Source organism: Streptomyces sp. R35, assembly GCF_041053035.1.
Classification (GTDB): domain Bacteria; phylum Actinomycetota; class Actinomycetes; order Streptomycetales; family Streptomycetaceae; genus Streptomyces; species Streptomyces lutosisoli.
On the sequence record NZ_CP163440.1, the window covers coordinates 2,570,456 to 2,591,667 of the forward strand.

Annotated in this window: 21 protein-coding genes; 10 read left to right on the forward strand and 11 right to left on the reverse strand. The window is 70.9% G+C overall.

Features of this window, described 5'->3' with window-relative positions:
• The first annotated feature begins 89 nt into the window (after window positions 1-89).
• Window positions 90-317 carry a hypothetical protein gene (locus AB5J50_RS11985; RefSeq protein ID WP_327434954.1) on the forward strand — a complete coding sequence of 76 codons (228 nt, stop codon included), beginning with the start codon at window positions 90-92 and terminating at the stop codon, window positions 315-317.
• A 43-nt stretch (window positions 318-360) separates the two neighbouring features.
• Here AB5J50_RS11985 and moaA read toward each other — a convergent pair whose 3' ends face one another.
• From moaA to AB5J50_RS12000, 3 genes are all read right to left on the reverse strand, one after another.
• Window positions 361-1,350 carry a GTP 3',8-cyclase MoaA gene (moaA, locus tag AB5J50_RS11990; protein ID WP_327427698.1) on the reverse strand — a complete coding sequence of 330 codons (990 nt, stop codon included), beginning with the start codon at window positions 1,348-1,350 and terminating at the stop codon, window positions 361-363.
• A 145-nt stretch (window positions 1,351-1,495) separates the two neighbouring features.
• Window positions 1,496-3,115 carry a cation acetate symporter gene (locus AB5J50_RS11995; protein WP_369257382.1) on the reverse strand — a complete coding sequence of 540 codons (1,620 nt, stop codon included), beginning with the start codon at window positions 3,113-3,115 and terminating at the stop codon, window positions 1,496-1,498.
• Window positions 3,112-3,468, reverse strand: a complete 357-nt coding sequence (locus AB5J50_RS12000; RefSeq protein WP_369257384.1) for a DUF485 domain-containing protein — start codon at window positions 3,466-3,468, stop codon at window positions 3,112-3,114. Before AB5J50_RS12000 ends, AB5J50_RS11995 begins: the two co-directional genes overlap by 4 nt.
• Before the next feature lie 374 nt (window positions 3,469-3,842).
• Here AB5J50_RS12000 and AB5J50_RS12005 point away from each other — a divergent pair, with 374 nt between their 5' ends.
• The 5 genes from AB5J50_RS12005 (at window position 3,843) to AB5J50_RS12025 (ending at window position 10,139) form a co-directional block, all read left to right on the forward strand.
• On the forward strand, window positions 3,843-5,369 hold the full coding sequence (locus tag AB5J50_RS12005; RefSeq protein WP_369257386.1) for a S8 family serine peptidase: 1,527 nt from the start codon (window positions 3,843-3,845) through the stop codon (window positions 5,367-5,369).
• 98 nt (window positions 5,370-5,467) lie between these two features.
• A complete protein-coding gene (locus tag AB5J50_RS12010) occupies window positions 5,468-7,006 on the forward strand; it encodes a S8 family serine peptidase (RefSeq protein ID WP_327427702.1) in 1,539 nt (512 codons plus the stop codon).
• A 75-nt stretch (window positions 7,007-7,081) separates the two neighbouring features.
• Window positions 7,082-7,612, forward strand: a complete 531-nt coding sequence (locus AB5J50_RS12015; protein WP_369257388.1) for a hypothetical protein — start codon at window positions 7,082-7,084, stop codon at window positions 7,610-7,612.
• A gap of 37 nt (window positions 7,613-7,649) precedes the next feature.
• The gene (locus AB5J50_RS12020; protein ID WP_369257390.1) at window positions 7,650-9,011 is read left to right on the forward strand and encodes a CoA transferase; all 1,362 of its coding nucleotides are present in this window, start codon (window positions 7,650-7,652) and stop codon (window positions 9,009-9,011) included.
• A 126-nt stretch (window positions 9,012-9,137) separates the two neighbouring features.
• Entirely contained in the window at window positions 9,138-10,139 is a 1,002-nt protein-coding gene (locus AB5J50_RS12025; protein ID WP_369265373.1) for a CopD family protein, read from the forward strand.
• 3 nt (window positions 10,140-10,142) lie between these two features.
• Here AB5J50_RS12025 and AB5J50_RS12030 read toward each other — a convergent pair whose 3' ends face one another.
• The 8 genes from AB5J50_RS12030 to AB5J50_RS12065 all read right to left on the reverse strand — a co-directional run bounded on the left by AB5J50_RS12030 (window position 10,143) and on the right by AB5J50_RS12065 (window position 17,907).
• Window positions 10,143-11,186 carry a zinc-dependent alcohol dehydrogenase family protein gene (locus AB5J50_RS12030; protein ID WP_369257392.1) on the reverse strand — a complete coding sequence of 348 codons (1,044 nt, stop codon included), beginning with the start codon at window positions 11,184-11,186 and terminating at the stop codon, window positions 10,143-10,145.
• A gap of 39 nt (window positions 11,187-11,225) precedes the next feature.
• Complete coding sequence (locus AB5J50_RS12035) at window positions 11,226-11,897, reverse strand: lysoplasmalogenase (protein ID WP_369257394.1); 672 nt, start codon at window positions 11,895-11,897, stop codon at window positions 11,226-11,228.
• Window positions 11,894-12,766, reverse strand: coding sequence for a sterol desaturase family protein (locus tag AB5J50_RS12040; RefSeq protein WP_369257396.1), 873 nt, complete (start codon window positions 12,764-12,766; stop codon window positions 11,894-11,896). The genes AB5J50_RS12035 and AB5J50_RS12040 overlap by 4 nt, the downstream gene beginning before the upstream one ends.
• A 140-nt stretch (window positions 12,767-12,906) precedes the next feature.
• Window positions 12,907-13,617 (reverse strand): VIT family protein, encoded by a 711-nt coding sequence (locus AB5J50_RS12045; RefSeq protein ID WP_369257398.1) that lies wholly within the window; start codon window positions 13,615-13,617, stop codon window positions 12,907-12,909.
• 88 nt (window positions 13,618-13,705) lie between these two features.
• Window positions 13,706-14,935, reverse strand: a complete 1,230-nt coding sequence (locus AB5J50_RS12050; RefSeq protein WP_369257400.1) for an amidohydrolase family protein — start codon at window positions 14,933-14,935, stop codon at window positions 13,706-13,708.
• Window positions 14,932-16,215: an amidohydrolase family protein gene (locus tag AB5J50_RS12055; protein WP_369257402.1), complete on the reverse strand. Its 1,284-nt coding sequence runs from the start codon at window positions 16,213-16,215 to the stop codon at window positions 14,932-14,934. Before AB5J50_RS12055 ends, AB5J50_RS12050 begins: the two co-directional genes overlap by 4 nt.
• Window positions 16,216-16,225: 10 nt before the next feature.
• Window positions 16,226-17,110, reverse strand: coding sequence for an SDR family NAD(P)-dependent oxidoreductase (locus AB5J50_RS12060; RefSeq protein ID WP_369257404.1), 885 nt, complete (start codon window positions 17,108-17,110; stop codon window positions 16,226-16,228).
• Complete coding sequence (locus AB5J50_RS12065; protein ID WP_369257406.1) at window positions 17,110-17,907, reverse strand: acetoacetate decarboxylase family protein; 798 nt, start codon at window positions 17,905-17,907, stop codon at window positions 17,110-17,112. The genes AB5J50_RS12060 and AB5J50_RS12065 overlap by 1 nt, the downstream gene beginning before the upstream one ends.
• Window positions 17,908-18,031: 124 nt before the next feature.
• Between AB5J50_RS12065 and AB5J50_RS12070 the strand changes: the two genes are divergently transcribed.
• From AB5J50_RS12070 to AB5J50_RS12085, 4 genes are all read left to right on the forward strand, one after another.
• The gene (locus AB5J50_RS12070) at window positions 18,032-18,649 is read left to right on the forward strand and encodes a TetR/AcrR family transcriptional regulator (RefSeq protein WP_369257408.1); all 618 of its coding nucleotides are present in this window, start codon (window positions 18,032-18,034) and stop codon (window positions 18,647-18,649) included.
• 245 nt (window positions 18,650-18,894) lie between these two features.
• Window positions 18,895-19,893, forward strand: coding sequence for a DEDDh family exonuclease (locus AB5J50_RS12075; RefSeq protein WP_369257409.1), 999 nt, complete (start codon window positions 18,895-18,897; stop codon window positions 19,891-19,893).
• 152 nt (window positions 19,894-20,045) lie between these two features.
• On the forward strand, window positions 20,046-20,279 hold the full coding sequence (locus AB5J50_RS12080) for a hypothetical protein (RefSeq protein ID WP_327427715.1): 234 nt from the start codon (window positions 20,046-20,048) through the stop codon (window positions 20,277-20,279).
• A 92-nt stretch (window positions 20,280-20,371) separates the two neighbouring features.
• Complete coding sequence (locus AB5J50_RS12085; protein WP_369257412.1) at window positions 20,372-21,163, forward strand: SURF1 family protein; 792 nt, start codon at window positions 20,372-20,374, stop codon at window positions 21,161-21,163.
• Window positions 21,164-21,212: the final 49 nt, after the last annotated feature.

A 21,212-nucleotide genomic window follows, 5' to 3' on the forward strand; every position in this document is an offset into this window, starting at 1 on the left:
CGTGGCTGCTCGGCGTCGCCTTTTCGGAGCCGTTCAGGGCGTGCCGCAGAGCCGCTTAGGGTTGAGGCGTGAACTTCCCGCTCTCCGACATGTCCCCCGCTCCCACCACTCCGCAGTGCTCTGCCAAGGGCTGCCGCGCCGACGCCGTGTGGGTGCTCGCCTGGAACAACCCGAAGCTGCACACGCCGGAGCGCCGCAAGACATGGCTCGCGTGCGAGGAGCACCGCGAGCATCTGTCCCAGTTCCTGGGTGTACGCGGGTTCCTGAAGGACGTCGTGAAGCTCGACGAGTGGGAAGACCCGGAGGGCCGGCACTGACTTCCCCGGGGAGGCCGGCCGCCGGACTCCGGCGAAGCCCGGGTCAGCCGCCGATCGCCGACATCGGCCTCTCCGGCTGCACGAACGACGGGTCGTCCAGGCCCGCACCCGCCTTCTTGCCCCACATCGCGAGGCGCCATATGCGGGCTATCTCCTCGTCGGGGGCGTCCGAGCGGAGGGCGGCGCGCAGGTCGGTTTCCTCGGTGGCGAAGAGGCAGGTGCGGACCTGGCCGTCGGCCGTGAGGCGCGTACGGTCGCAGGCCGAGCAGAACGGGCGGGTGACCGAGGCGATCACGCCGACGCGGTGCGGGCCGCCGTTCACCAGCCAGCGTTCGGCGGGAGCCGAGCCGCGCTCGTCCGCGCCCTCCTCGGTGAGGTCGAAGCGCGTACGCAGTGAGGTGAGGATGTCGCCCGCGGTGACCATGCCGTCGCGCTTCCAGCCGTGCTGGGCGTCCAGGGGCATCTGCTCGATGAAGCGCAGCTCGTAGTCGTGCTCCACCGCCCAGGCGAGGAGGTCCGGGGCCTCGTCCTGGTTCAGCCCCGGCATCAGGACCGAGTTGACCTTGACCGGGGTCAGGCCGGCGTCGCGGGCGGCTTCGAGTCCCTCGATGACGTCCTTGTGGCGGTCACGGCGGGTGAGGGTCTTGAAGACGTCGGGGCGCAGGGTGTCCAGCGAGACGTTCACCCGGTCCAGGCCCGCGGCCTTCAGGGCGGTCGCGGTGCGCTTGAGGCCGATGCCGTTGGTCGTCAGGGACATCTGGGGGCGGGGGGCGAGCGCGGCGACCCGCTCGACGATGCCCACCAGGCCGGGGCGCAGCAGGGGCTCGCCACCGGTGAAGCGGACCTCGGTGATGCCGAGGCTGGTGACCGCGATCTCTATCAGGCGGACGATCTCGTCGTCGGTGAGCAGGTCGGGCTTGGCCAGCCATTGCAGGCCCTCTTCGGGCATGCAGTACGTACACCGCAGATTGCACCGGTCCGTCAGTGAGACGCGCAGGTCGGTGGCCACTCGGCCGAAGGTGTCAATGAGCACGTGGGCCCCCTCCCTCGATGCGGATCACTTCTACTCGACACGATCGAGCCTACGTGACGCGACTGACATCAACACCGGCCGGATCCCACGAGACGCGGCGCGGCCGCGTCGTAGATCTCTACGACGCGGCCGTCGGCGGGGCGAATCAGTGTGCCCCGGTGCCCGTGAGCGAGCGGACCTCCAGCTCGGCGTACTTGCCGGCGTCCGGCTCCTCCTTGGACAGGATCGTGCCCAGCCAGCCCAGCAGGAAGCCGACCGGAATCGAGATGATGCCCGGGTTCTCCAGCGCGAACCAGTGGAAGTCGGCGTCGGGGAACATCGACGTGGGTTTGCCCGAGACGACCGGCGAGAACAGCACCAGGCCGACCGCCGTGACCAGGCCGCCGTAGATCGACCAGAGGGCGCCCTGTGTGGTGAACCGCTTCCAGAAGAGGCTGTAGAGGATCGTCGGCAGGTTCGCGGACGCGGCGACGGCGAAGGCGAGCGCGACCAGACCGGCGACGTTCAGGTCGCGGGCGAGGGCGCCCAGGAGGATGGACACGGCACCGATGCCGACCGTCGCATACCGGGCGGCCTTCATCTCCTGCTTCTCGCTGGCCTGCCCCTTCTTGATGACGTTCGCGTAGATGTCGTGCGCGAACGAGGAGGACGAGGCCAGTGTCAGCCCCGCGACGACCGCGAGGATCGTGGCGAAGGCGACGGCCGAGATGGAGGCGAGCAGGATGGCGCCCCAGTTGGAGTCGACGCCTCCCAGATGCAGTGCCAGAAGTGGCGCGGCCGTGTTGCCCGCCTTGTTGGAGGCGATGATCTCGTCCGGTTTGATCAGCGCGGCGGCGCCGAAGCCGAGGGCGAGGGTCATCAGGTAGAAGCAGCCGATGAGGCCGATCGCCCAGTTCACGGACTTCCGCGCGGTCTTGGCCGTGGGCACCGTGTAGAAGCGGATCAGGATGTGCGGCAGACCCGCGGTGCCCAGGACCAGCGCCATGCTCAGGGAGATGAAGTCCAGCTTGGTCGTGGACGTGGCGCCGTACTTGAGCCCGGGCTCCAGGAAGGGCGAGCCCTTGCCGCTGTTGTCGGCCGCCTTGCCGAGCAGGTCGGAGATGTTGAAGTTGAACTTCAGCAGGACCAGGAAGGTGAGCAGCAGGGCGCCGACGATCAGCAGCACCGCCTTGACCATCTGCACCCAGGTGGTGCCCTTCATGCCGCCGATGGTGACGTACACGATCATCAGGACGCCGACGAGGGCGACGATGCCGATCTTGCCGCCGTCACTGGTGATGCCGAGGAGCAGCGACACAAGGACGCCCGCGCCCGCCATCTGGGCCAGCAGGTAGAAGATCGACACGACGATCGTGGAGGTGCCCGCGGCCGTACGGACCGGGCGCTGGCGCATGCGGTACGCGAGGACGTCGCCCATCGTGTAGCGGCCGGAGTTGCGCAGCGGCTCGGCGACCAGGAGCAGGGCCACCAGCCAGGCAACCAGGAAGCCGATGGAGTACAGGAAGCCGTCGTATCCGAAGAGGGCGATCGCGCCCGCGATGCCGAGGAAGGACGCGGCGGACATGTAGTCGCCGGAGACGGCGAGGCCGTTCTGGAAGCCGGTGAACTGGCGGCCGCCCGCGTAGAAGTCGGCGGCGTCCTTGGTCTGGCGGCCCGCCCAGACGGTGATGACGAGGGTCGCGGCGACGAACATCGCGAAGAGGGTGATGATCAGCGGCCGGTGCTGGCTGGCCTCACCGGCGGCCAGGGTGATCGCGGGGCTCATGCGCCGCCCTCCATCCGGGACTTGATGGCCTCGGCCTTGGGGTCGAGCCGGGTGGCGGCGTGCCGCGAGTACCACCAGGCGATGAGGAAGGTGGTGAGGAACTGGCCGAGGCCGAGCACCAGGGCGACATTGATGTTGCCGAACAGCTTGGTGCCCATGAAGTCGCCCGCGTAGTTCGAGAGCAGGACGTACAGCAGGTACCAGACGATGAAGCCGACGGTCAGCGGGAAGGCGAAGGAGCGGTGGGAGCGGCGCAGTTCGGCGAACTCGGCGCTCGCCTGCACCGCGGTGAACTCCTCGGTGGAGGGGAGTGGGGATCCGGTTTTCGAGGGTGGCGGTGCGTCGGTTGCCACGGTGTCTCCTCGCGATGCGGGTGCGGTTGCGACGGTGGACGGGGGCGAGTCGGGGCTCGCGGACGGGGACGGCTCGGGTACGGACATGCGGTTCTGACCTCACAGTGACGTGGATCACGTAACCAGGAGCGATGACGTGACTCCCGTGCGTGATCCGACAGGGGGCTCGATCGTCCTCGGGCTCCCTGCTCAAGGTCACGGCGCCACGCGTGGACCGGTTCAACTCCCCCGACTTCTTTCGGAAGTCATCCCCGGAAGTCATTGCTGGCCAGGTCGGGCGGGGGATAGCTTCGGCCTGCACCACTCCGTCATGTACCTGCCCGGGCACCACCTGTGTTCGGGCAGCTCCGTTTTCCGGATGATGTGGAGATCCCATGGCTCATCTGCGATCCAGACGCCGCCTCGCCCTTGCCGTGCCGGTCGTTCTGTCGCTCACCGCCTCGCTCGGCTTCCTGCCGGGCGCCGCGTCGGCCGCGCCGCAGACCGCGTCCGCCGCTGCCAGCGCGGATGGCCCGACCCTGCCGTACCTGGTCAACACCAAGACGGACCACCGCACGATCGAGTCGGTGAAGAAGGCGATCGAGGCGGCCGGCGGCACCGTCGTCATCGCGTACGAGAAGATCGGTGTGATCGTCGTCCATTCCGCCAACCCGGACTTCGGGAAGCAGATCCGGGCCGTACGCGGAGTGGAGTCGGCCGGTGCGTCGCGGACGGCGCCGCTGACTGCCGCGGGCACGACGGACGAGGGCGCGGCGCAGGTGCTGTCGGCCGCCGAGGCCGCCAAGGTCGCGAAGAGCAGCGCCGCGGGCGAGGAGCCCCTGGAGGCCGACCAGTGGGACCTGCGCGCGATAGGGGCCGACAAGGCCGCGACGATCAACCCGGGCAGCAAGGACGTGACGGTCGCCGTGATCGACGTCGGCGTCGACGACACCCACCCGGACATCGCCCCGAACTTCTCGGCCTCGCAGTCCGCGAACTGTGTGGGCGGCAAGGCGGACACCACGTACGGCGCCTGGCGTCCGGTGGACGCCGACCACTACCACGGCACGCATGTCGCGGGTGAGATCGCCGCGGCCCGCAACGGCATCGGTGTCGCCGGCGTCGCGCCCGGCGTGAAGGTCGCGGGCATCACGGTGGCGGAGCCGGACGCGAACCAGCTCTTCTTCCCGGAGAGCGTCGTCTGCGCCTTCGTGTTCGCCGCCGACCACGGCGTCGAGATCACCAACAACAGCTACTACGTGGACCCGTGGCTGTACAACTGCATGGACGACCCCGACCAGAAGGCCATCGTCGACGCGGTGAACCGGGCCCAGCTGTACGCCCAGAACAAGGGCACCCTGAACGTCGCGGCGGCGGGCAACTCCAACGACGACCTCGACTCGGACGCGCTCGTCGACGACTCCAGCCCCGACGACTCGACCGCCGTCACCCGCACCGTCGACCCGCACAAGTGCTTCGACGTGCCGACCCAGCTGCCGGGTGTCGTCACGGTGAGCTCGACCGGCGTCAAGGGCGCCAAGTCGTACTTCTCCAGCTACGGGGACGGCGTGATCGACGTCGCGGCCCCGGGCGGCGACCGGTACCAGATCCCGGACACGCCGTCGGCGAACGGCCGCATCCTCTCCACCCTGCCGAACAACACGTACGGCTTCCTTCAGGGCACCTCGATGGCGACGCCGCACGTGGCCGCTGTCGCGGCGCTGCTGAAGTCCAAGTACCCCTGGGCCACTCCGGCCCAGCTCCAGGTGCTGCTCAAGGCCCAGGCGGACAACCCGGGTTGCCCGACCGACCCGTACGACGGGAACGGTGACGGTGTCGTGGACGCCACCTGCGTGGGCGGCAAGCGCGTGAACGGCTTCTACGGATTCGGGATCGTCAACGCGCTGCGAGCGGTCAAGTAACCGTTGCCGACCGCCAGGTCACGTAACGGTCTCCGACCGTCAATTGAGCTTCCGCACGGCTCGTACAGCTCGTCCCGCGAATGTGAACTGGAGATTCCATGACCGCGCGCTCCCAGCGCTCCCGTCGTGCCATAGCCATCCCGCTGGGGATGGCTACGGCCACGGCCCTCGCTTTCCTGCCGAACGTCACCGCGTCGGCAGCGGAGGCGACCATCGGCAGCACCCAGGAGGTCACCGCCGCTGACGCGACCGCCCTCAGCTATGTCGTCAACGTCCGTCCCGGGCACGGCACTTCCTCCACCGTGAAGAAGGCCATCGCCGAGGCGGGCGGCACGATCGTGACGTCGTACGACCAGATCGGCGTGATCGTCGTCCACTCGTCGAACGCCGACTTCGCCAAGACGATGCGTGGCGTCCGCGGTGTGGAGTCGGCCGGCAACACGCGCAACGCGCCGCTGCCCGCACAGTCGACCACCGACGTGGGCACCCCGACGGCTCTCACCGCGCGGCAGGTGAAGGCCGCGAGTGCCGAAGCCGTCGACGGGCAGGACCCGTTGGAACCGTTGCAGTGGGACCTGCCCGCCATCAAGGCGGACAAGGCGCACGAGAAGACGCTCGGCAGCAGCAAGGTCACGGTCGCCGTGATCGACACCGGCGTCGACGACACGCACCCGGACATCGCGCCGAACTTCGACCGCGCCGCGTCGGCCAACTGCGTGACGGGCAAGGCGGACACGACCGACGGCGCCTGGCGTCCCACCACCGGGGAGAGCCCGCACGGCACGCATGTGGCGGGCGAGATCGCGGGCGCCAAGAACGGCGTCGGCATCACCGGTGTCGCACCGGGCGTGAAGGTCGCCGGCATCAAGGTGGCCACGACGGCCGGCTACTTCTACACGGAGGCCGTGGTCTGCGGCTTCGTGTGGGCGGCCGAGCACGGCGTCGACGTCACCAACAACAGCTATTACACCGACCCCTGGTACTTCAACTGCACGGACGACCCGGACCAGAAGGCCCTCGTCGACGCGATCACCCGCGCCTCGCGGTACGCGGAGAAGAAGGGCGCGGTCAACGTCGCGGCGGCGGGCAACGAGAGCTACGACCTGGCGGCCGACACGATCACCGACCCGGTCTCGCCGAACGACGGGACCCCGTCGGACCGGGTGATCGACCCGTCCAAGTGCTATGACATCCCGACCCAGTTGCCGGGTGTGGTCACGGTCGCGGCGACCGGCGCGAAGGGCATCAAGTCGTCCTTCTCCAACTACGGCCTGGGCGTCATCGACGTCGCCGCGCCCGGCGGCGACGCGACGAGCTACCAGACCCCGGCCCCGCCCGCCACGAGCGGTCTGATCCTGGGCACACTGCCCGGTGGCAAGTGGGGCTACATGGCCGGTACGTCGATGGCGTCCCCGCATGTCGCGGCTGTCGCCGCCCTCATCAAGTCGACGCACCCGCACGCCTCCGCCGCCCTGGTGAAGGCGCTGCTGTACGCCGAGGCCGACGCCACACCGTGCACCGACCCGTACGACATCGACAGTGACGGCAAGGTCGACGCGGTGTGCGAGGGCACGAAGAACCGCAACGGCTTCTATGGATGGGGCATCGTGGACGCGCTGGACGCGGTGACGAAGTAGGGCTTGTGTGCAGATGGTTCGGGCCGGGCGGACGATCCGCCCGGCCCGGCCGTCCCGTACGGCAGGATCTTCGGCATGCATGTGTACGAAGATCCCGCGACCTGGACTCCTGAACCGGTCCGGCCCAAATGGCAGTTGGTGCTGCGTTTCATTGCGAGCGTGGTCTACGCCCCAGCGCTGTGCGTGGTGTGGGTGGCGACGGCGCTCGCCTTCCTCGCGATCGGTCTCCTGGTGGAGGTGATCGCCGCGTTCAGCGAGCGCGTCGAGCACGACTTCGGAGAGTTCATGGACCGGACGCTGGAACGGCTCGGCGACCTGGCGACCTGGTGCGTGTGGTGGCCCGAGGTGCGGCACGAGGGCGACACCGAGTACTACAGGGCGCGCGTCGACAAGGTAGTCGCCCGGTGGACCGCGGCGGCCTCGGCGCCGCGCAGGCCGAAGAAGGCGAAGCCGCCGGTCGAGTGCGCGATACCGCTGCACGTCTACCGCGGCGTCGGCGGGAGTTACGTCGCCGAAGTCGCCCTCGCGCAGGGGTGGGAGCTGCGGCCGACGGACGTGCGCAAGGAGGTGCGTCTGTGGTGGGCGGCCGCCTCCCATGTTGACTGAGTCCACCCGGCATAGTGCCTGTATGACACATTCACCGATGGCTGCTGTGTGGGAGGGGCTGGGCGGAGACCCCGCGCTGCTCTCCCGGGTTTCGACCGTGGTACGGGAGGGCGCGCTGGAAGCCCGGCTGCCCGTACGGGAGTTGGCGCGGGCCTGTGTGGGCGCGTGCGCGCTGGCCGCCGCCGAGCTGGCGGCGCGGCGGGCCGGGCTCGCCGAGGTGCCCGAGGTGCGGGTGGACGACGGGGCCGTGGCCACCGCGTTCGTGAGTGAGCGGCATCTGCTGATCGACGGGCGCGCGCCGGTCAACTTCGCGCCGGTGTCGCGGTTCTGGCGGACGGCGGACGGGTGGGTGCGGACGCACGCGAACTATCCGCACCACCGGGCGCGGCTGCTGGGCGCGTTGGGGCTGGCGGACGACGCGACGGTGGAGGATGTCGCCGCTCTGCTCGCCGAGCGGTCCGCGCTGGAGGTGGAGGAGACGGTGTACGGCGCCGGGGGCCTCGCCGTCGCGCTGCGCACGGCCAAGGAGTGGGCCGCGCACGAGCAGGCGATCGCGGTGGCCGAACGGCCGTTGATCGAGCGTGAACGCATGGACTCCGCACGCGCGCGCGTGCTCGCCCCGCTCGACGGCGGTCCGCTGCTGCCCGCCGCCGGAGTGCGCGTCCTGGACCTGACGCGGGTCATCGCGGGCCCGGTCGCCACCCGCACGCTCGCCCTGCTCGGCGCGGACGTACTGCGCGTGGACGCGCCGCAGCTGCCCGAGGACCCCGACGCGCACGCGGACACGGGCTTCGGGAAGCGGTCGACGACGCTGGACCTGGCGACCGACCGGCGCACCTTCGAGGAGCTGCTCGCCGCGGCGGACGTCGTCGTCACCGGCTACCGGCCGGGCGCCCTCGACCGGTTCGGGCTCTCGCCCGAGGCGCTGGCCGAGCGCAGGCCCGGGCTGATCGTGGCGCAGTTGTCGGCGTGGGGTGCGTACGGGCCGTGGCGTGAGCGGCGGGGGTTCGACAGCGTGGTGCAGGTGGCCACCGGGATCGCCGCGACGGAGGGGTCGCCGGAGCGGCCGGGCGCGCTGCCCGCGCAGGCCCTCGACCACGGCACGGGGTATCTGCTGGCGGCAGCCGTGCTGCGCGCGTTGACCGAGCAGTCGGAGCAGGGGTACGGCCGCTTCGTACGGATGGCGCTCGCGCGCACGGCGGCCTGGCTGACGGACGGGATCGAGCGGAGTGCGGCGGGAGACGTGACGTACGACGGCCCGGATGCCTGGCTCGCCGGGACGGACAGCGGAATCGGGCATCTCCGATACTCCCTGCCGCCGGTCTCGTTCACCGGCGGACCCGCCGACTGGGCGCGCCCGTCGGGGCCTTGGGGGACAGACACGGCTCGGTGGGCATAGTTCACAGATCGGCCTGAGTCACGGGCCGAGCGGAAACGTACCTATGGGCGGAATGCCGTTCCGCCCGTCGTTTCCCCGCACTTGCCCGGTTCTGCGACATCTGGTGAAGACTTCGAGGTGACGTTGATACGACCGACAGCCGAGGTGGCGGGCCCGGGCGAGCCGGCGCGGCGCCGCGCCACCGGCCGGGCCGCCGCCGTACTCGCCCTGGTGGCCGTCGCGGCCCTGATCCCGTTGCTCGGCCCGCGCACCGCGCTGGAGGGCACGGGCGAGGCCGCGGCGCCCGGCATCGCGGGTATCGCCCTGCTGCGTACGGTTCTGTTCGGGGCGCTGTGCGTGCCCGCGGGCGAGCTGTTCGCGTCCTGGCTGGCCCGCCGGGTGCCGGGCGCGCCCCTGGCGGACGCGCCGCGCAGCTGGGCCCCGTACACGGCCGCCGCCGGTCTCCTCGCCGCGCTGGGCCTCGCCTCGGTCGTGGCCACCGGCAATCTGCTGCCGCACCACCTCTCCGACATCGACGTCGGCGGGCTCTACCAGACCCGGGACGGCAAGCTGGCGCTCCTGGAGGTCAACGCGTTCCTGGCGGCCGGGCTGTGCGCCCTCTCGCGTCGGCCGGTCACCCAAGTGTGGCCGCTGGCCGCGGTGGTGGTCGCGGAGGCGCTGCGCGCCCACCCCGCCACCGAGCACGGTCCGCTGGTCGGCTCCGCTCTGACACTCGTTCACGTGACCTGCGCGGCACTGTGGGCGGGCGGACTGCTGCATGTCCTGCGGATGCTGCGGAGATGGCGCGCCGAGGAGGCCGGTGCCGCGTTGCTCGGGCTCTACGCGCGCGTGGCGGCCGTCCTGTTCGCGGCGATCACCACGACGGGCATCTGGAGCGCCCTGCGCCGGATGCCGTCCGGCACGATCCTGGACCAGCTGACGACGACGGCGTACGGGCGCACCCTGCTCGCCAAGGTGCTCGTGGTGGCCGTCGTCGCCGTCCTGGCCCTCTGGGCGCGTCTCCGTCTGCGCCGCGCGGCGGACCCGCTCAGCGCCTGCGTCCCCGCGCGCGCGGAGGTCGTGGCACTGGGCGTGGTCGTCGCGGTCTCGGGCGCACTGACGGCGCTGCCGCTGCCGATCAGATGGTGAGCCTCAGTTGGCGACCATGACCTTGAGGGCGGTGCGCTCGTCCATCGCCTTGTAGCCCTCGGGCACGCCCTCCAGGCCGACGGTCATGTCGAAGACGGGCGACGGGTCGATGGTCCCGTCGAGGACGTCGGGCAGCAGCTGCGGGATGTATGCGCGGACCGGCGCGACACCGCCGCTCAGGGCGATGTTCCGGTCGAACATCACGCCCAGGTCCAGGCCCGTACCGCTGCCGTGCGGCACCCCGACGAAGCCGATGGCGCCGCCGTCGCGGGTGATGTTCACGGCCGTCTTCATGGACTGCTCGGTGCCGACGGCCTCGACGACACAGTGCGCGCCCTGGCCACGGGTCAGCTCCCGCACGGCCTCGACAGCCGCGTCGCCGCGTTCGGCGACGACGTCCGTGGCGCCGAAGAGGCGCGCGATGTCCGTACGCACCTGGTGGCGTCCGAGCGCGATGATCCGCTCGGCGCCGAGCCGCTTGGCGGCCAGCACGGCGCACAGGCCGACGGCCCCGTCCCCGACGACGGCGACGGTGGCGCCCTTCCGGACACCCGCGCCGAGGGCCGCGTGATGTCCGGTGCCCATGACGTCGGACAGCGTCAGCAGGGCCGACAGCAGGCGGTCGTCGGAGGCCGCGTCCTTGGGCAGTTGTACGAGGGTGCCGTCGGCGAACGGAACGCGTACGGCCTCGCCCTGTCCGCCGTCGTACCCGACGGCACCCCAGAAGCCGCCGTGCTCGCACGAGGTGGTGAGCCCTTCGCGGCAGTAGTCGCAGATGCCGTCGGACCACATGAAGGGCGCGACGACCAGGTCACCGCGCCGGACGCCGGTCACCTCGGAGCCGGTCTCCTCGACGATGCCGAGGAACTCGTGCCCGATCCGCTGCCCCGGCTGCCGGGCCGCCTCGCCGCGGTACGCCCACAGGTCGCTGCCGCAGATGCAGGAGCGCAGCACCCGTACGACCGCGTCGGTGGGCAGCTGCACCACGGGCTCGGGCACGTCCTCCACGCGCATGTCGTACGGGGCGTGGATGGTGGTGGCGCGCATGGCGAGGGTCCTTCTCGTGCGGGGCGTCGGTGGATGCGCTCAGGGGGTGGTTGAGCGCATCTCACCGTACGCCGCCGCGGGCGCGGACCGCGCGCCGAGGGTGCCCAGCACACCGCGGACCAGCAGATACTGGGCGGCGGCGTACGTGAGCATGATCCAGAAGTCGGGGCTCGGGAGCTGCGGCCACTCGGCGACCCCGGTGGCGATGAGCGTGTCCGAGACCATGAAGAGGGCGCCGCCGAGCCCCGCCACGAGCCCCAGCCTGGTGGCCCCGTACGCCATCGCGGTCAGGAGCAGGCTGTAGCCCGCGACGGGAATGCGGAGACCGACGGGCAGGTCGGGCCACAGGAGAGTGACGGTGGCGACGAGGGCGATCGCGTACCCACCCGCGAGCAGGGCTCCACGCGCGCGTGCCGTTCGCCGGAAAAGGACGAGGTAACACACGTGCCCCGCCGCGAAGGACGCCATCCCCACGAGGAAGGCCGGGTCGGCGTCGGACAGGAGCAGCACGTCGCCGCCCCAGCCGCAGAGCAGCGCGGCGACCAGGAGCCGCGGGCCGCCGCGTACGCCCGTGTGGGCGGCGAGCAGGGGCATCAGGAGCGGCTTGGCGATCCGGTGCCCGAGGTCGAACCCCGCACCCAGGGACACGAGGTCCACGACCACCGCGAGGCCGAAGGAGACGAGCAGCACGCGCGCGAGGCGTGGGTTCACGCGACGGGCTCCGTGACCGGCGTCTTCGCGGCGGCCGGCGGCGCGGGCTGCCAGCCGGGGCCGCGGAAGACCCGGCCCGCCCGCTCGCGCCAACTCGCGGCCGCCTTCAGGTCCCTGGCGATGGCGGCGTACTCGTGGGTGGCCACGCGCAGGGGGTTGTACGTGGCGATGTTCTTGGTGAGCCCGTAGACGGGCCGCTCGGTCTCCGCGACCCATGATCCGAAGAGCCGGTCCCAGACGATGAGGATGCCCCCGAAGTTGCGGTCCAGATAGCCGCCCTGGGAGGCGTGGTGGACGCGGTGGTGGGACGGCGTGTTGAAGACGAACTCGAAGGGGCGGGGCAGCTTGTCGATGCGCTCGGTGTGGATCCAGAACTGGTAGACGAGGTTCGCCGACGAGCAGAAGGCGAGCGCGGCCGGGTGCACGCCGAGGGCGATGAGCGGGACGTAGAAGGGCCAGACGGTCCAGGTCGTCCAGGGCTGGCGCAGCGCGGTGGTGAGGTTGAACTTCCGGCTGGAGTGGTGGACCACGTGGCAGGCCCACAGGATGCGGATGACGTGGTGCCCGCGGTGCGACCAGTAGTAGAAGAAGTCCTGGCCGAGCAGCATCAGCGGAACCGTCCACCACAGGACGGGCGCGCGCAGCGGTGTCAGTTCGTAGACCGCCGAGTAGATCGCGACGATCGGGATCTTCCACAGGAAGTCGAAGGCGAGACTGCCGAGGCCCATGCCGACGCTCGTCGCGGCGTCCTTCGCCTCGTAGCCCGCCTCGTCCTCGTCGGGATGGAGACGGAAGCTCACGATCTCGATCACCGTGAGCAGCACAAAGGCGGGTATCGACCACAGCACGACATCGGGCAGGTTCGGCATGAGTGCACCGTAGAACCGCTGGTCGGCTGCGGCTAGAGGTTGTTACCGACAAGTATTACCGGCGGTACGCGCTTGCTTCTTGGTGATCTCCTCCAACGGCTCCTGGTGAACTCCGCGCACGGCCGGGGCGGATCACTGGTTCACACGCCCGCCGCTCCCAGCAGGGCTCCCACCGCGTACGTCACCGCCATCGCCAGCGCGCCGCCCGCCACGTTCCGCAGGACGGCCCGGCCCGTGTCCGCCCCTCCCAGACGGGCGCTGCTCCAGCCGGTGAGGACGAGGGCGGCCAGTACCGATACGACGGTGACTCCGAGGCGCCAGTCCGCCGGGGGCAGCACCATGGCCAGCAGCGGCAGCAGCGCCCCCGCGGTGAACGCGAGGAAGCTCGCCCATGCCGCGTGCCAGGGGTTGGTGAGGTCGTCGGGGTCGATACCGAGCTCCACGCGCGCGTGGGCGCGCAGGGCGTCCCGTTCGGTGAGCTGTCCCGCCGCCTCGCGGGCCACGTCCCGGGTCAGGCCGCGCTGCTCCAGCAGCTCGGTCAGCTCCTCCAGTTCGGCCTCCGGCTGCTCCTTGAGCTCGCACTTCTCCAGGGCCAGGGCGGCCAGCTCCGAGTCCCGCTGGGTGGAGACGGACACGTACTCGCCCGCCGCCATGGACATCGACCCGGCCAGCAGTCCGGCGAGCCCCGCCGTGAGCAGTGCGGAGCGGTCGTCCGTGGCGCCCGCCACGCCGACGACGAGGCCGGCGGTGGAGATGATGCCGTCGTTGGCGCCCAGGACGGCGGCCCGCAGCCAGTTCAGCCGCGAGCCGAGCGCTCCTCCGTGGGCCTCGTCGTGCGTCGGTTGCGTCACACGGGGAGGATCGCACCCCGGGCGCCGTCAGCCCCGTACCGACTCGTCACCGCTCCCATGGCCGGCTCGGCACGCACCGGACCGTCCGTCACCACACCCGTACCGACCCTCCCCTCGCGAACACCGGGCTCGTCGCGTCCGCCGGCGGATCGCCGAGCGGCTCGGCGATCTCCTCCACCGTCGGGCCGACCTTCGCGGCGATCTCGTCCAGGTACGCCAGGTCGAAGCCGTACACGCGGGCCGCGTTGCCGCCGACCATCGCGGCGATCTCCTCGCGCGGCAGGCCCGCGTAGGCGATGCGCAGGCCTTCCCGGGAGTAGGGGTGGGTGCCCTCGTCGTGCGGGTAGTCGCTGCCCCACATGATCTTGTCGAGGCCGATGCGGTCCCGGAGCGGTACCTCGTGCGGGCGCATGAAGCTGGCGCCGACGAAGCAGTTGTCCCGCCAGACTTCCGACGGGCCCTTGCCCATGGCCTCGGCCAGTCCCGCGCCGAATTTCGACTCGGCCGTCGACGCCTTCGTGGCGGCCGTCACCAACCGTCCGTGGTAGTAGTCCAGCATGTCGAGCACCCCGGGGATCCAGCCCGAGCCCTGCTCGGTCAGCACCAGCCTCAGGTCCGGGTGACGACGGAACGCGCCGCCGAAGATCAGGTGCCACAGCGCGCGGTGCGAGAACCAGGTCGTCTCCACCATGAAGACCGCCCGGGCGGCCGGTTCGTCGCCCAGGGGCGGCGACGCCGAGCCCGCGTGGTGGTTCACCGGCACGCCCAGTTCGGCGCAGACCGCCCAGATAGGGTCGTACGCCGACGAGTACAGCTCGGGCAGGCCCGAACCCGGCGGTGTGCCGGGCAGCAGCAGGCCGCCCCTGAGGCCCGCGCCGGCGGCCCAGCGGATCTCCTTCACCGCCTCGTCCACGTCGTTGAGGAGAATCTGGAAGACGCCCGCGCGGCGGCCGGGAGCTGCCGCGCAGAAGTCCGCGAGCCAGCGGTTGTGGGCCCGCAGCCCGGCCCACCGCTGCGCGAACTCCTCCACCGTCGGGGCCGGCGCCATCAGGGAGGCCGACGGGAAGAACGGCGGGATGGTGTTCGGGAAGACGACCTCCGCGACGATCCCGTCCTCCTCCAGCTCCGCGAGGCGCCGCCCGGAGTTCCAGTTCTTGTCGGCCGTGTCGGCGAGCAGATCCTCGTACGGATTGACGTACGTGGCCGCCCACGCGTCGAAGGCCTCGTGGTGCCGCTTCGCCAAGTACGGCTTATAGTCCAGGAGATCGGCGCCCGCGTGGCAGTCGGCGGAGATCACCGTGTACCGGTCGTCGCTCATGGGGTCACTCCCAGGGTCGGGAAGTCGTGGTCCGTCAGCCAGTGGCGGCCCACCTCGCGCGAGCGGGCCCAGGACGCCTCCACGGCCGTCTGGTCGTCGCTCTGGCCGAGTTCGGCGGGGGTCGGACCGATGCGCCGGGCGAGCGGGGTCAGTTTCTCGACGTCGAACCCGAAGACCTCCGCCGCCGCCAGGCCGAGCATGCGGCGCGTCTCCTCGACGGGGATGTCGTGGAAGGTTTTCGCCAGCCACGCGCGCGTGTCGGGCCAGGTGCCTTCGGGGTGCGGGAAGTCGCTGCCCCAGAGGATGTTGTCGATGCCGATCTCGTACCGCTGGGCCAGTTCGCGGCGCTTGGTGTTCGTCGCGCAGATGAAGAGCTGCCGGTCCAGGTACTCGTGCGGGGGCCGCTTCAGCTCCGCGAAGGGCGACAGCTTCTTGCCGCCGTGCGCTCCCAGGTAGAGGCGGTCCATGAACCAGAGGAGGTTCGGCAGCCACCAGCAACCCGACTCCGCGACACCGAACTTGAGGCCGGGGTGCCGTTCGAAGACGCCCGACCACAGCAGGAACCAGAGGGGGCGGGCGGGCCACCAGGTGACTTCGGAGACGTAGATTCCCAGGTGGTCGCCGTATTCGTGGCGTGGTGCCGCGCCCGAGTGGGTGACCACGGGCATCCCGCACTCGGCGGCCGCCGCCCACACGGGGTCGTAACGGCGGTCGTGGTACGGCTGCTTGTCGACCCACATGGAGGGGATCATCAGCGCGCCCAGGCCCGACTCCTTGGCGCGGTACACCTCCTCCACCACGCGCGACACCTCCGCCGTGATGGGCAACAGGGCCACCCCGCAGTGCCGTTCGGGGTTCTCGGAGACGAAGTCGGCCAGCCAGCGGTTGTGCGCCTGCGCGCCGGCCATGCCGAGCTCCGGGTCCTGGTCCCCCGAGAGGCCGAGGCCCACACCGAAGGGGGCGGCGGTCTGGCTGTCCACGGCGTCCGCGTCCGGGAAGACGACCTCGGCCGCCAGACCGTCGCCGTCCAGCTCCTTGAGACGCTGCGCGGTGTCCCAGCCGCCGCGCAGGCCTTCCTCGTTGTCCTGGAACCACTTGTTCGCGAACGCCTCGTTGCGGATACCGAGCCGTGTCATCTCCTCGCGGCGCCGGTCGCGGCCCGCGAGGAACTCGTCGAAGTCCCGGTGGAAACGGGGGTCCAGATAGGGCCGGTACTCCTCGGTGGGGAGACCGGCATGGCAGTCGGAGGAGATGATGAGGTAGGGGTCCTGGTCGGTCATGGCACGCCCCTCAGTCCAGGATGAAATTCTCTAGGTACGACGGGTCGGCGCGGTCGAGCATCGACTGCGAACGCGCCCGGATCTGCCGGTCGCTGTGCTCGCTCTCGGGCAGCAGCCAGAAGCGGCCTCGGCGGATCCCCTCGGCGACGAGGTCGGCGACCTCTTCGACGGGGGTGAACCGCACCTCGTGGCCCGCCTCCTTCATCGCGGCCTCCCACTGGTCGAGGCTGCGGTACGGGGTCTTCCTGGGCTTCTGTTTCGCGTAGCGCGAGGGCCTGTTGCGGTGCGACTCCCACAGGCCCGTACGGAGCATGTGGGGCCCCGGGAAGAGCACGGAGGCGCCCACGCGCGCGTGCTCCGCCTTCAGGTGGGCGTACAGCGACTCGGTCATCGTCACGACGGCCGCCTTGGTGACGGCGTAGACGGAGGCGGTGGGCAGCGGGGCGATCCCGCCGTCGCCGGACGAGGTGTTGACGACGTGGCCCGGCTCTCCCTGGGCGATCATCCGCGGGACGAACGCCTGGATGCCGTGGAAGACGCCCCAGACGTTGACGGCGAAGGCCCACTTCCAGTCGTTCGGATCGTGCTCCCACATGCGGCCCTCGGCACCGGAGCCGACACCGGCGTTGTTGCACAGGACGTGCACGGCGCCGTACTTCTCGTATGCCTCCGAAGCCAGCGCGAAGACCGCCTCGCGGTCCCCGACGTCCACCACGCGCGCGTGCACGTCGGCGCCGTCCTCCCGCAGCTCGGCGGCGGCCTTCTCCAGGGCGCCCTGCTCGACGTCCGCGAGGACCACCTTCAGACCGTCCGCCGCGAACCGCCGCGCCATCGCGAGCCCGATCCCGCTCGCCGCGCCGGTGACGACGGCGACCTGCCCCGCGCGGAGATCCATCAGAGGCTCCCCTCGGGCGGCCCGTCGAGGATCTGCTGCGGGTCGTCGTAGCGCTGGTGGATGTACGGCAACAGGGCCTGGGCGCTGACCCGTTCGACGACCTTGCCCTTCTGGTCGGTGGTCTTCTCACCGATGGTGATCTCGACGAGCCGGCGTACCGGGAGGTCGGCGACCGGGTCGTACATCGACTCGCGCAGGACGACGTCCCCGGTGACGCTCTCCAGTTTGCGCACCTTCTCGTTGCGCAGACAGTGCACGAGGACGGGGTCGGCGTCGAACCCCGAACCGTCCACCGCGGGAAGGAACTTGAAGTAGAAGTCGGTCTTCTGGACGGGCTCCGGAAGCGGCAGGCCGCCGCTCACCGCGCCGCGCACCTCGACGAACGCGATGCCGTGCCGGGCGAGCGCGGCCCGTACGACGAGACCGTCGCGCTCGACCGTCACCTCGCCGAGCTTCTTGGGTTCCCCGAAGACCTCGCGGCCGCCGATGAGGGCCCGTTCGTGGGTCATCGGCATGACGAGCGGATACCAGCCCTCGACGCCGTCGTGCGCAGCGGCGACGGCGAACGAGCCCGCGCCCAGCGGGTATCCGGGCAGTTCGACCTTGCTGATGTTCACCCGCACCAGGGGCCGCCCGGTGGGCTTCAGCGGGGGCGGCAGGACCGCCGCGACCGCGTCCGGATCGCTCTCCCAGACGGCCACCACTCCGGTGGACCAGATGTCGGGGAGCTTGGAGCTCGCGGTGCGCGCGGCGGCGATCTCCGTCTCCGTCCGTGCGCCGTACCTCACTCGTGCCATGTCGTACCGCCCTTCACCGAAGGTTTCCTGATGGTCCGTCACTGGCGCCTGTAACACAGTTACAGCAGACTGCGTTGCGGGTAAATACGCGTGCACGACGGAGACCTGGAAACGTGGGGGCGCCATGACGAGGACGGCACTCACCCGCGACGCGATCCTCGACAGCGCCGCGCACCTGGTGAAGCAGCTCGGCCCGGACGCCCTGACGATGCGCAAACTCGCCGCCGAGCTGGGCACCGCGGTCACCTCGATCTACTGGCACGTCGGCAATCGGGAGTCGCTCCTCGACGCGCTCGTCGAGCGCACGGTCGCCGATCTCGGCGTGATCCGCCCCACCGGGCGCACGCCGGCCCAGCGCATCGCGTCGGTGGCCCGCGCCCTGCGCCGGCAGCTGCGCGAGCATCCGCACCTCGTCGCGATGGTGCACGAACGCGGACTGACCGAGCGGATGTTCCTGCCCGCACAGCAGGCCCTGGTGCACGAGGTGCACGCGGCGGGACTGCGCGGCACCCGCGCGGCCGAGGTCGTCCGGGCCGTGCAGTTCCAGGTCGTCGGCTTCGTCCTCGTCGAGCGCAACCGCGAGCGCGCGCCCGTGCAGCAGCCCGCCGAGGAGGAGCTGTGGGACACCGAGACCGCGGAGGACGACCCGGGCCTGGCCCGGGCGCTGGCCGGCCCGGTCGACCAGGAGAAGCTGTTCGCCCTCTCCGTACGGGCGCTGGTGGAGGCCCTGCTCGCACGCTGACCCGGGCCGCCCGTGCCCCGGCCTCGCCCCTTTCGTCACGCGCTGGACCGACGGCTCGCGGCGGTGCTGCCGGGCCGTCACCTGGGGCCCGCGCCCTACTGGCGGGCGGCGCGGCGTCAACTCAGGGGCGGTCCGGCCCGATTGTGCGGCACGCGCGCGCGTGGCCATGTCGGGGGCCTTTGGAGGACCGCGTTCCGGGAAGGCGGGGCCCGGACTGTCAGTCGTGGCCCGTATCCTCATTGACCATGCTCGAAGACCTGACGACCGCAGCGTCCCCAGTCTCCTGGCCGGCCGCGTATCCACAGGGGTACGCGGTCGTCGACGTGGAGACCACCGGCCTGGCCCGCGACGACCGGATAATCTCGGCCGCCGTCTACCGGCTGGACGCACGCGGTGAGGTCGAGGACCACTGGTACACGATGGTCAACCCGGAGCGGGACCCGGGCCCGGTGTGGATCCACGGCCTGACGAGCGACATGCTCGAAGGCGCCCCGCTCTTCCAGGACATCGCCGAGGAGTTCGCCGCCCGGCTCGACGGCCGCGTGCTCGTCGCGCACAACGCGGTCTTCGACTGGTCGATGATCGCGCGCGAGTACGCGCGCGCGGAGCGCGAGGCGCCGGTGCGGCAGCGGCTGTGCACCATCGCGCTCTCCAAGGAGCTGGGGCTTCCGCTGCCCAACCACAAGCTGGAGTCGCTGGCCGCGCACTTCGGGGTCGTGCAGCAGCGGGCGCACCACGCGCTGGACGACGCGCGCGTGCTGGCCGAGGCGTTCCGGCCGAGCCTGCGGGCCGCCGTGAGCAAGGGTGTACGGCTGCCGCTCCTTGAGTGCCTGCCGCTCAAGGAGTGGTCCGACAGCGCCGCGGCGCCGCGGATCGGGCGGCAGTCCGGCGGTTACTCGGCAGGTGGTTACCCGTCCGGGAGTTGGCGGCCCTCGCGCAAACGCCCCGCATGCCCCTATCCCAACCCAGGTCGCTACGAAGAGGGCAAACCGCTCAAGCAGGGCATGCGCATCGCGTTCTCCGGCGACACGTCCGTCGACCGCGAGCTGCTGGAGGACCGTGCCGTCGAGGCCGGACTGCATGTCGCGACCAGCCTGTCCCGGCTCACCAGCCTGCTCGTCACCAACGACCCGGACTCCAGCACGTCGAAGGTGGTCAAGGCCAAGCAGTTCGGGACGCCGGTGATCGACGAGGCGGCATTCGGGCAGCTGCTGCGGGACGTGGAGCCGGCGTCGGGGAAGTGACCCGGCGGCCACTGACGGACGTACGGATGCCCTGAATGACGTACCGGCAAGGGGTGGACGCATGGGTGATTTGGCGGACGTACGGGTGATTGCCGGGCGACTCGCCCGGCGCCCGCTCGCCCGCGCCGCGTCCGCGCCCCACCCTGTGGCGCATGGCGAGATGTGAAGTATGTGGCAATGACTACGGCATGTCCTTCGAGGTGCACGCGCAGGGTGCGGTGCACGTCTTCGACTGCTTCTCCTGCGCGATCCACCGGATGGCCCCCCTCTGCGAACACTGTCGCGTCCAGATCATCGGCCAAGGGGTCGAGGTCGAGGGCCACTGGTTCTGCGGCGGCCACTGCGCCCGCGCGGAGGGGAAGGTGGGGATCGTCGACAAGGTCTGAGCCCCGCTCCCCGGCACGACGTGGGGCATCACTGCGGCCCTCGGCGGGACCCTCCCGTCGAGGGCCGATTCGTGCCGAGTACCGTCAATGGGGTGTACCGCTTCCTGTTGTCCCGGCAGTGGGTGATTCTCACCCTCGTGACCCTCGCGCTCATCCCGACGATGATCAAGCTGGGCTTCTGGCAGCTGCATCGCCATGAGCACAAGGTCGCGCTGAACACGGTGATCTCCGAGTCGCTGGCCGCGAAGCCGGTGCCCGCCGAGTCGCTGACATCGCCGGGGCAGCACATCGAACACGAGGACCTGTTCCGCCGGGTGACCGCGAAGGGCCACTTCGACACCGCGCACGAAGAGGTCGTACGCCGCCGTACCAACACCGACGGCGAGGTCGGCTACCACGTCCTGACCCCGTTCGTCCTGGACGACGGCCGCGTCCTCGTCGTCAACCGTGGCTGGATCCCGGCGGACGGCGCGCAGACCGCGTTCCCGAAGATCCCGGCGCCCGCGAAGGGCGAGATCACCGTCACCGGCCGGCTCATGGCCGACGAGACGACCGCCGACAGCGGCATCAAGAACGTGCGGGGCCTGCCCGACCGCCAGGTCATGCTGATCAGCAGCGAGCAGGAGGCGCAGCGGCTCGGCAAGCAGGTCCTCGGCGGCTACATCGAGCAGACCGCACCGGAGCCCAAGGGCGACTCCCCCGAGCTGATTCCCAACCCCGAGCACGGCGACATCGGTCCGCACATGGCGTACGCGATCCAGTGGTGGCTGTTCGCCGCGGGCGTCCCCGTGGGCTGGGTGGTCCTGGCCCGCCGCGAGCGCCGTGACCGGGCGGAGGCGGCCGCGAAGGAGACCGTGCCGGAGACGGCGGCGGCCACCGTCTAGGCCCGGGCCGACCGCTTCGGGCAGCGCCGACCGCCCGTCCACGTGCGGC

Excerpts from the sequence above, each read along its gene's own strand:
- AB5J50_RS11985 (WP_327434954.1), top strand. The coding sequence starts at position 90 with ATGTCCCCCGCTCCCACCACTCCGCAGTGCTCTGCCAAGGGCTGCCGC.
- AB5J50_RS11995 (WP_369257382.1), bottom strand. The coding sequence starts at position 3,115 with ATGAGCCCCGCGATCACCCTGGCCGCCGGTGAGGCCAGCCAGCACCGG.
- AB5J50_RS12005 (WP_369257386.1), top strand. The coding sequence starts at position 3,843 with ATGGCTCATCTGCGATCCAGACGCCGCCTCGCCCTTGCCGTGCCGGTC.
- AB5J50_RS12010 (WP_327427702.1), top strand. The coding sequence starts at position 5,468 with ATGACCGCGCGCTCCCAGCGCTCCCGTCGTGCCATAGCCATCCCGCTG.
- AB5J50_RS12015 (WP_369257388.1), top strand. The coding sequence starts at position 7,082 with ATGCATGTGTACGAAGATCCCGCGACCTGGACTCCTGAACCGGTCCGG.
- AB5J50_RS12020 (WP_369257390.1), top strand. The coding sequence starts at position 7,650 with ATGGCTGCTGTGTGGGAGGGGCTGGGCGGAGACCCCGCGCTGCTCTCC.
- AB5J50_RS12030 (WP_369257392.1), bottom strand. The coding sequence starts at position 11,186 with ATGCGCGCCACCACCATCCACGCCCCGTACGACATGCGCGTGGAGGAC.
- AB5J50_RS12040 (WP_369257396.1), bottom strand. The coding sequence starts at position 12,766 with ATGCCGAACCTGCCCGATGTCGTGCTGTGGTCGATACCCGCCTTTGTG.
- AB5J50_RS12050 (WP_369257400.1), bottom strand. The coding sequence starts at position 14,935 with ATGAGCGACGACCGGTACACGGTGATCTCCGCCGACTGCCACGCGGGC.
- AB5J50_RS12055 (WP_369257402.1), bottom strand. The coding sequence starts at position 16,215 with ATGACCGACCAGGACCCCTACCTCATCATCTCCTCCGACTGCCATGCC.
- AB5J50_RS12060 (WP_369257404.1), bottom strand. The coding sequence starts at position 17,110 with ATGGATCTCCGCGCGGGGCAGGTCGCCGTCGTCACCGGCGCGGCGAGC.
- AB5J50_RS12065 (WP_369257406.1), bottom strand. The coding sequence starts at position 17,907 with ATGGCACGAGTGAGGTACGGCGCACGGACGGAGACGGAGATCGCCGCC.
- AB5J50_RS12070 (WP_369257408.1), top strand. The coding sequence starts at position 18,032 with ATGACGAGGACGGCACTCACCCGCGACGCGATCCTCGACAGCGCCGCG.
- AB5J50_RS12075 (WP_369257409.1), top strand. The coding sequence starts at position 18,895 with ATGCTCGAAGACCTGACGACCGCAGCGTCCCCAGTCTCCTGGCCGGCC.
- AB5J50_RS12080 (WP_327427715.1), top strand. The coding sequence starts at position 20,046 with ATGGCGAGATGTGAAGTATGTGGCAATGACTACGGCATGTCCTTCGAG.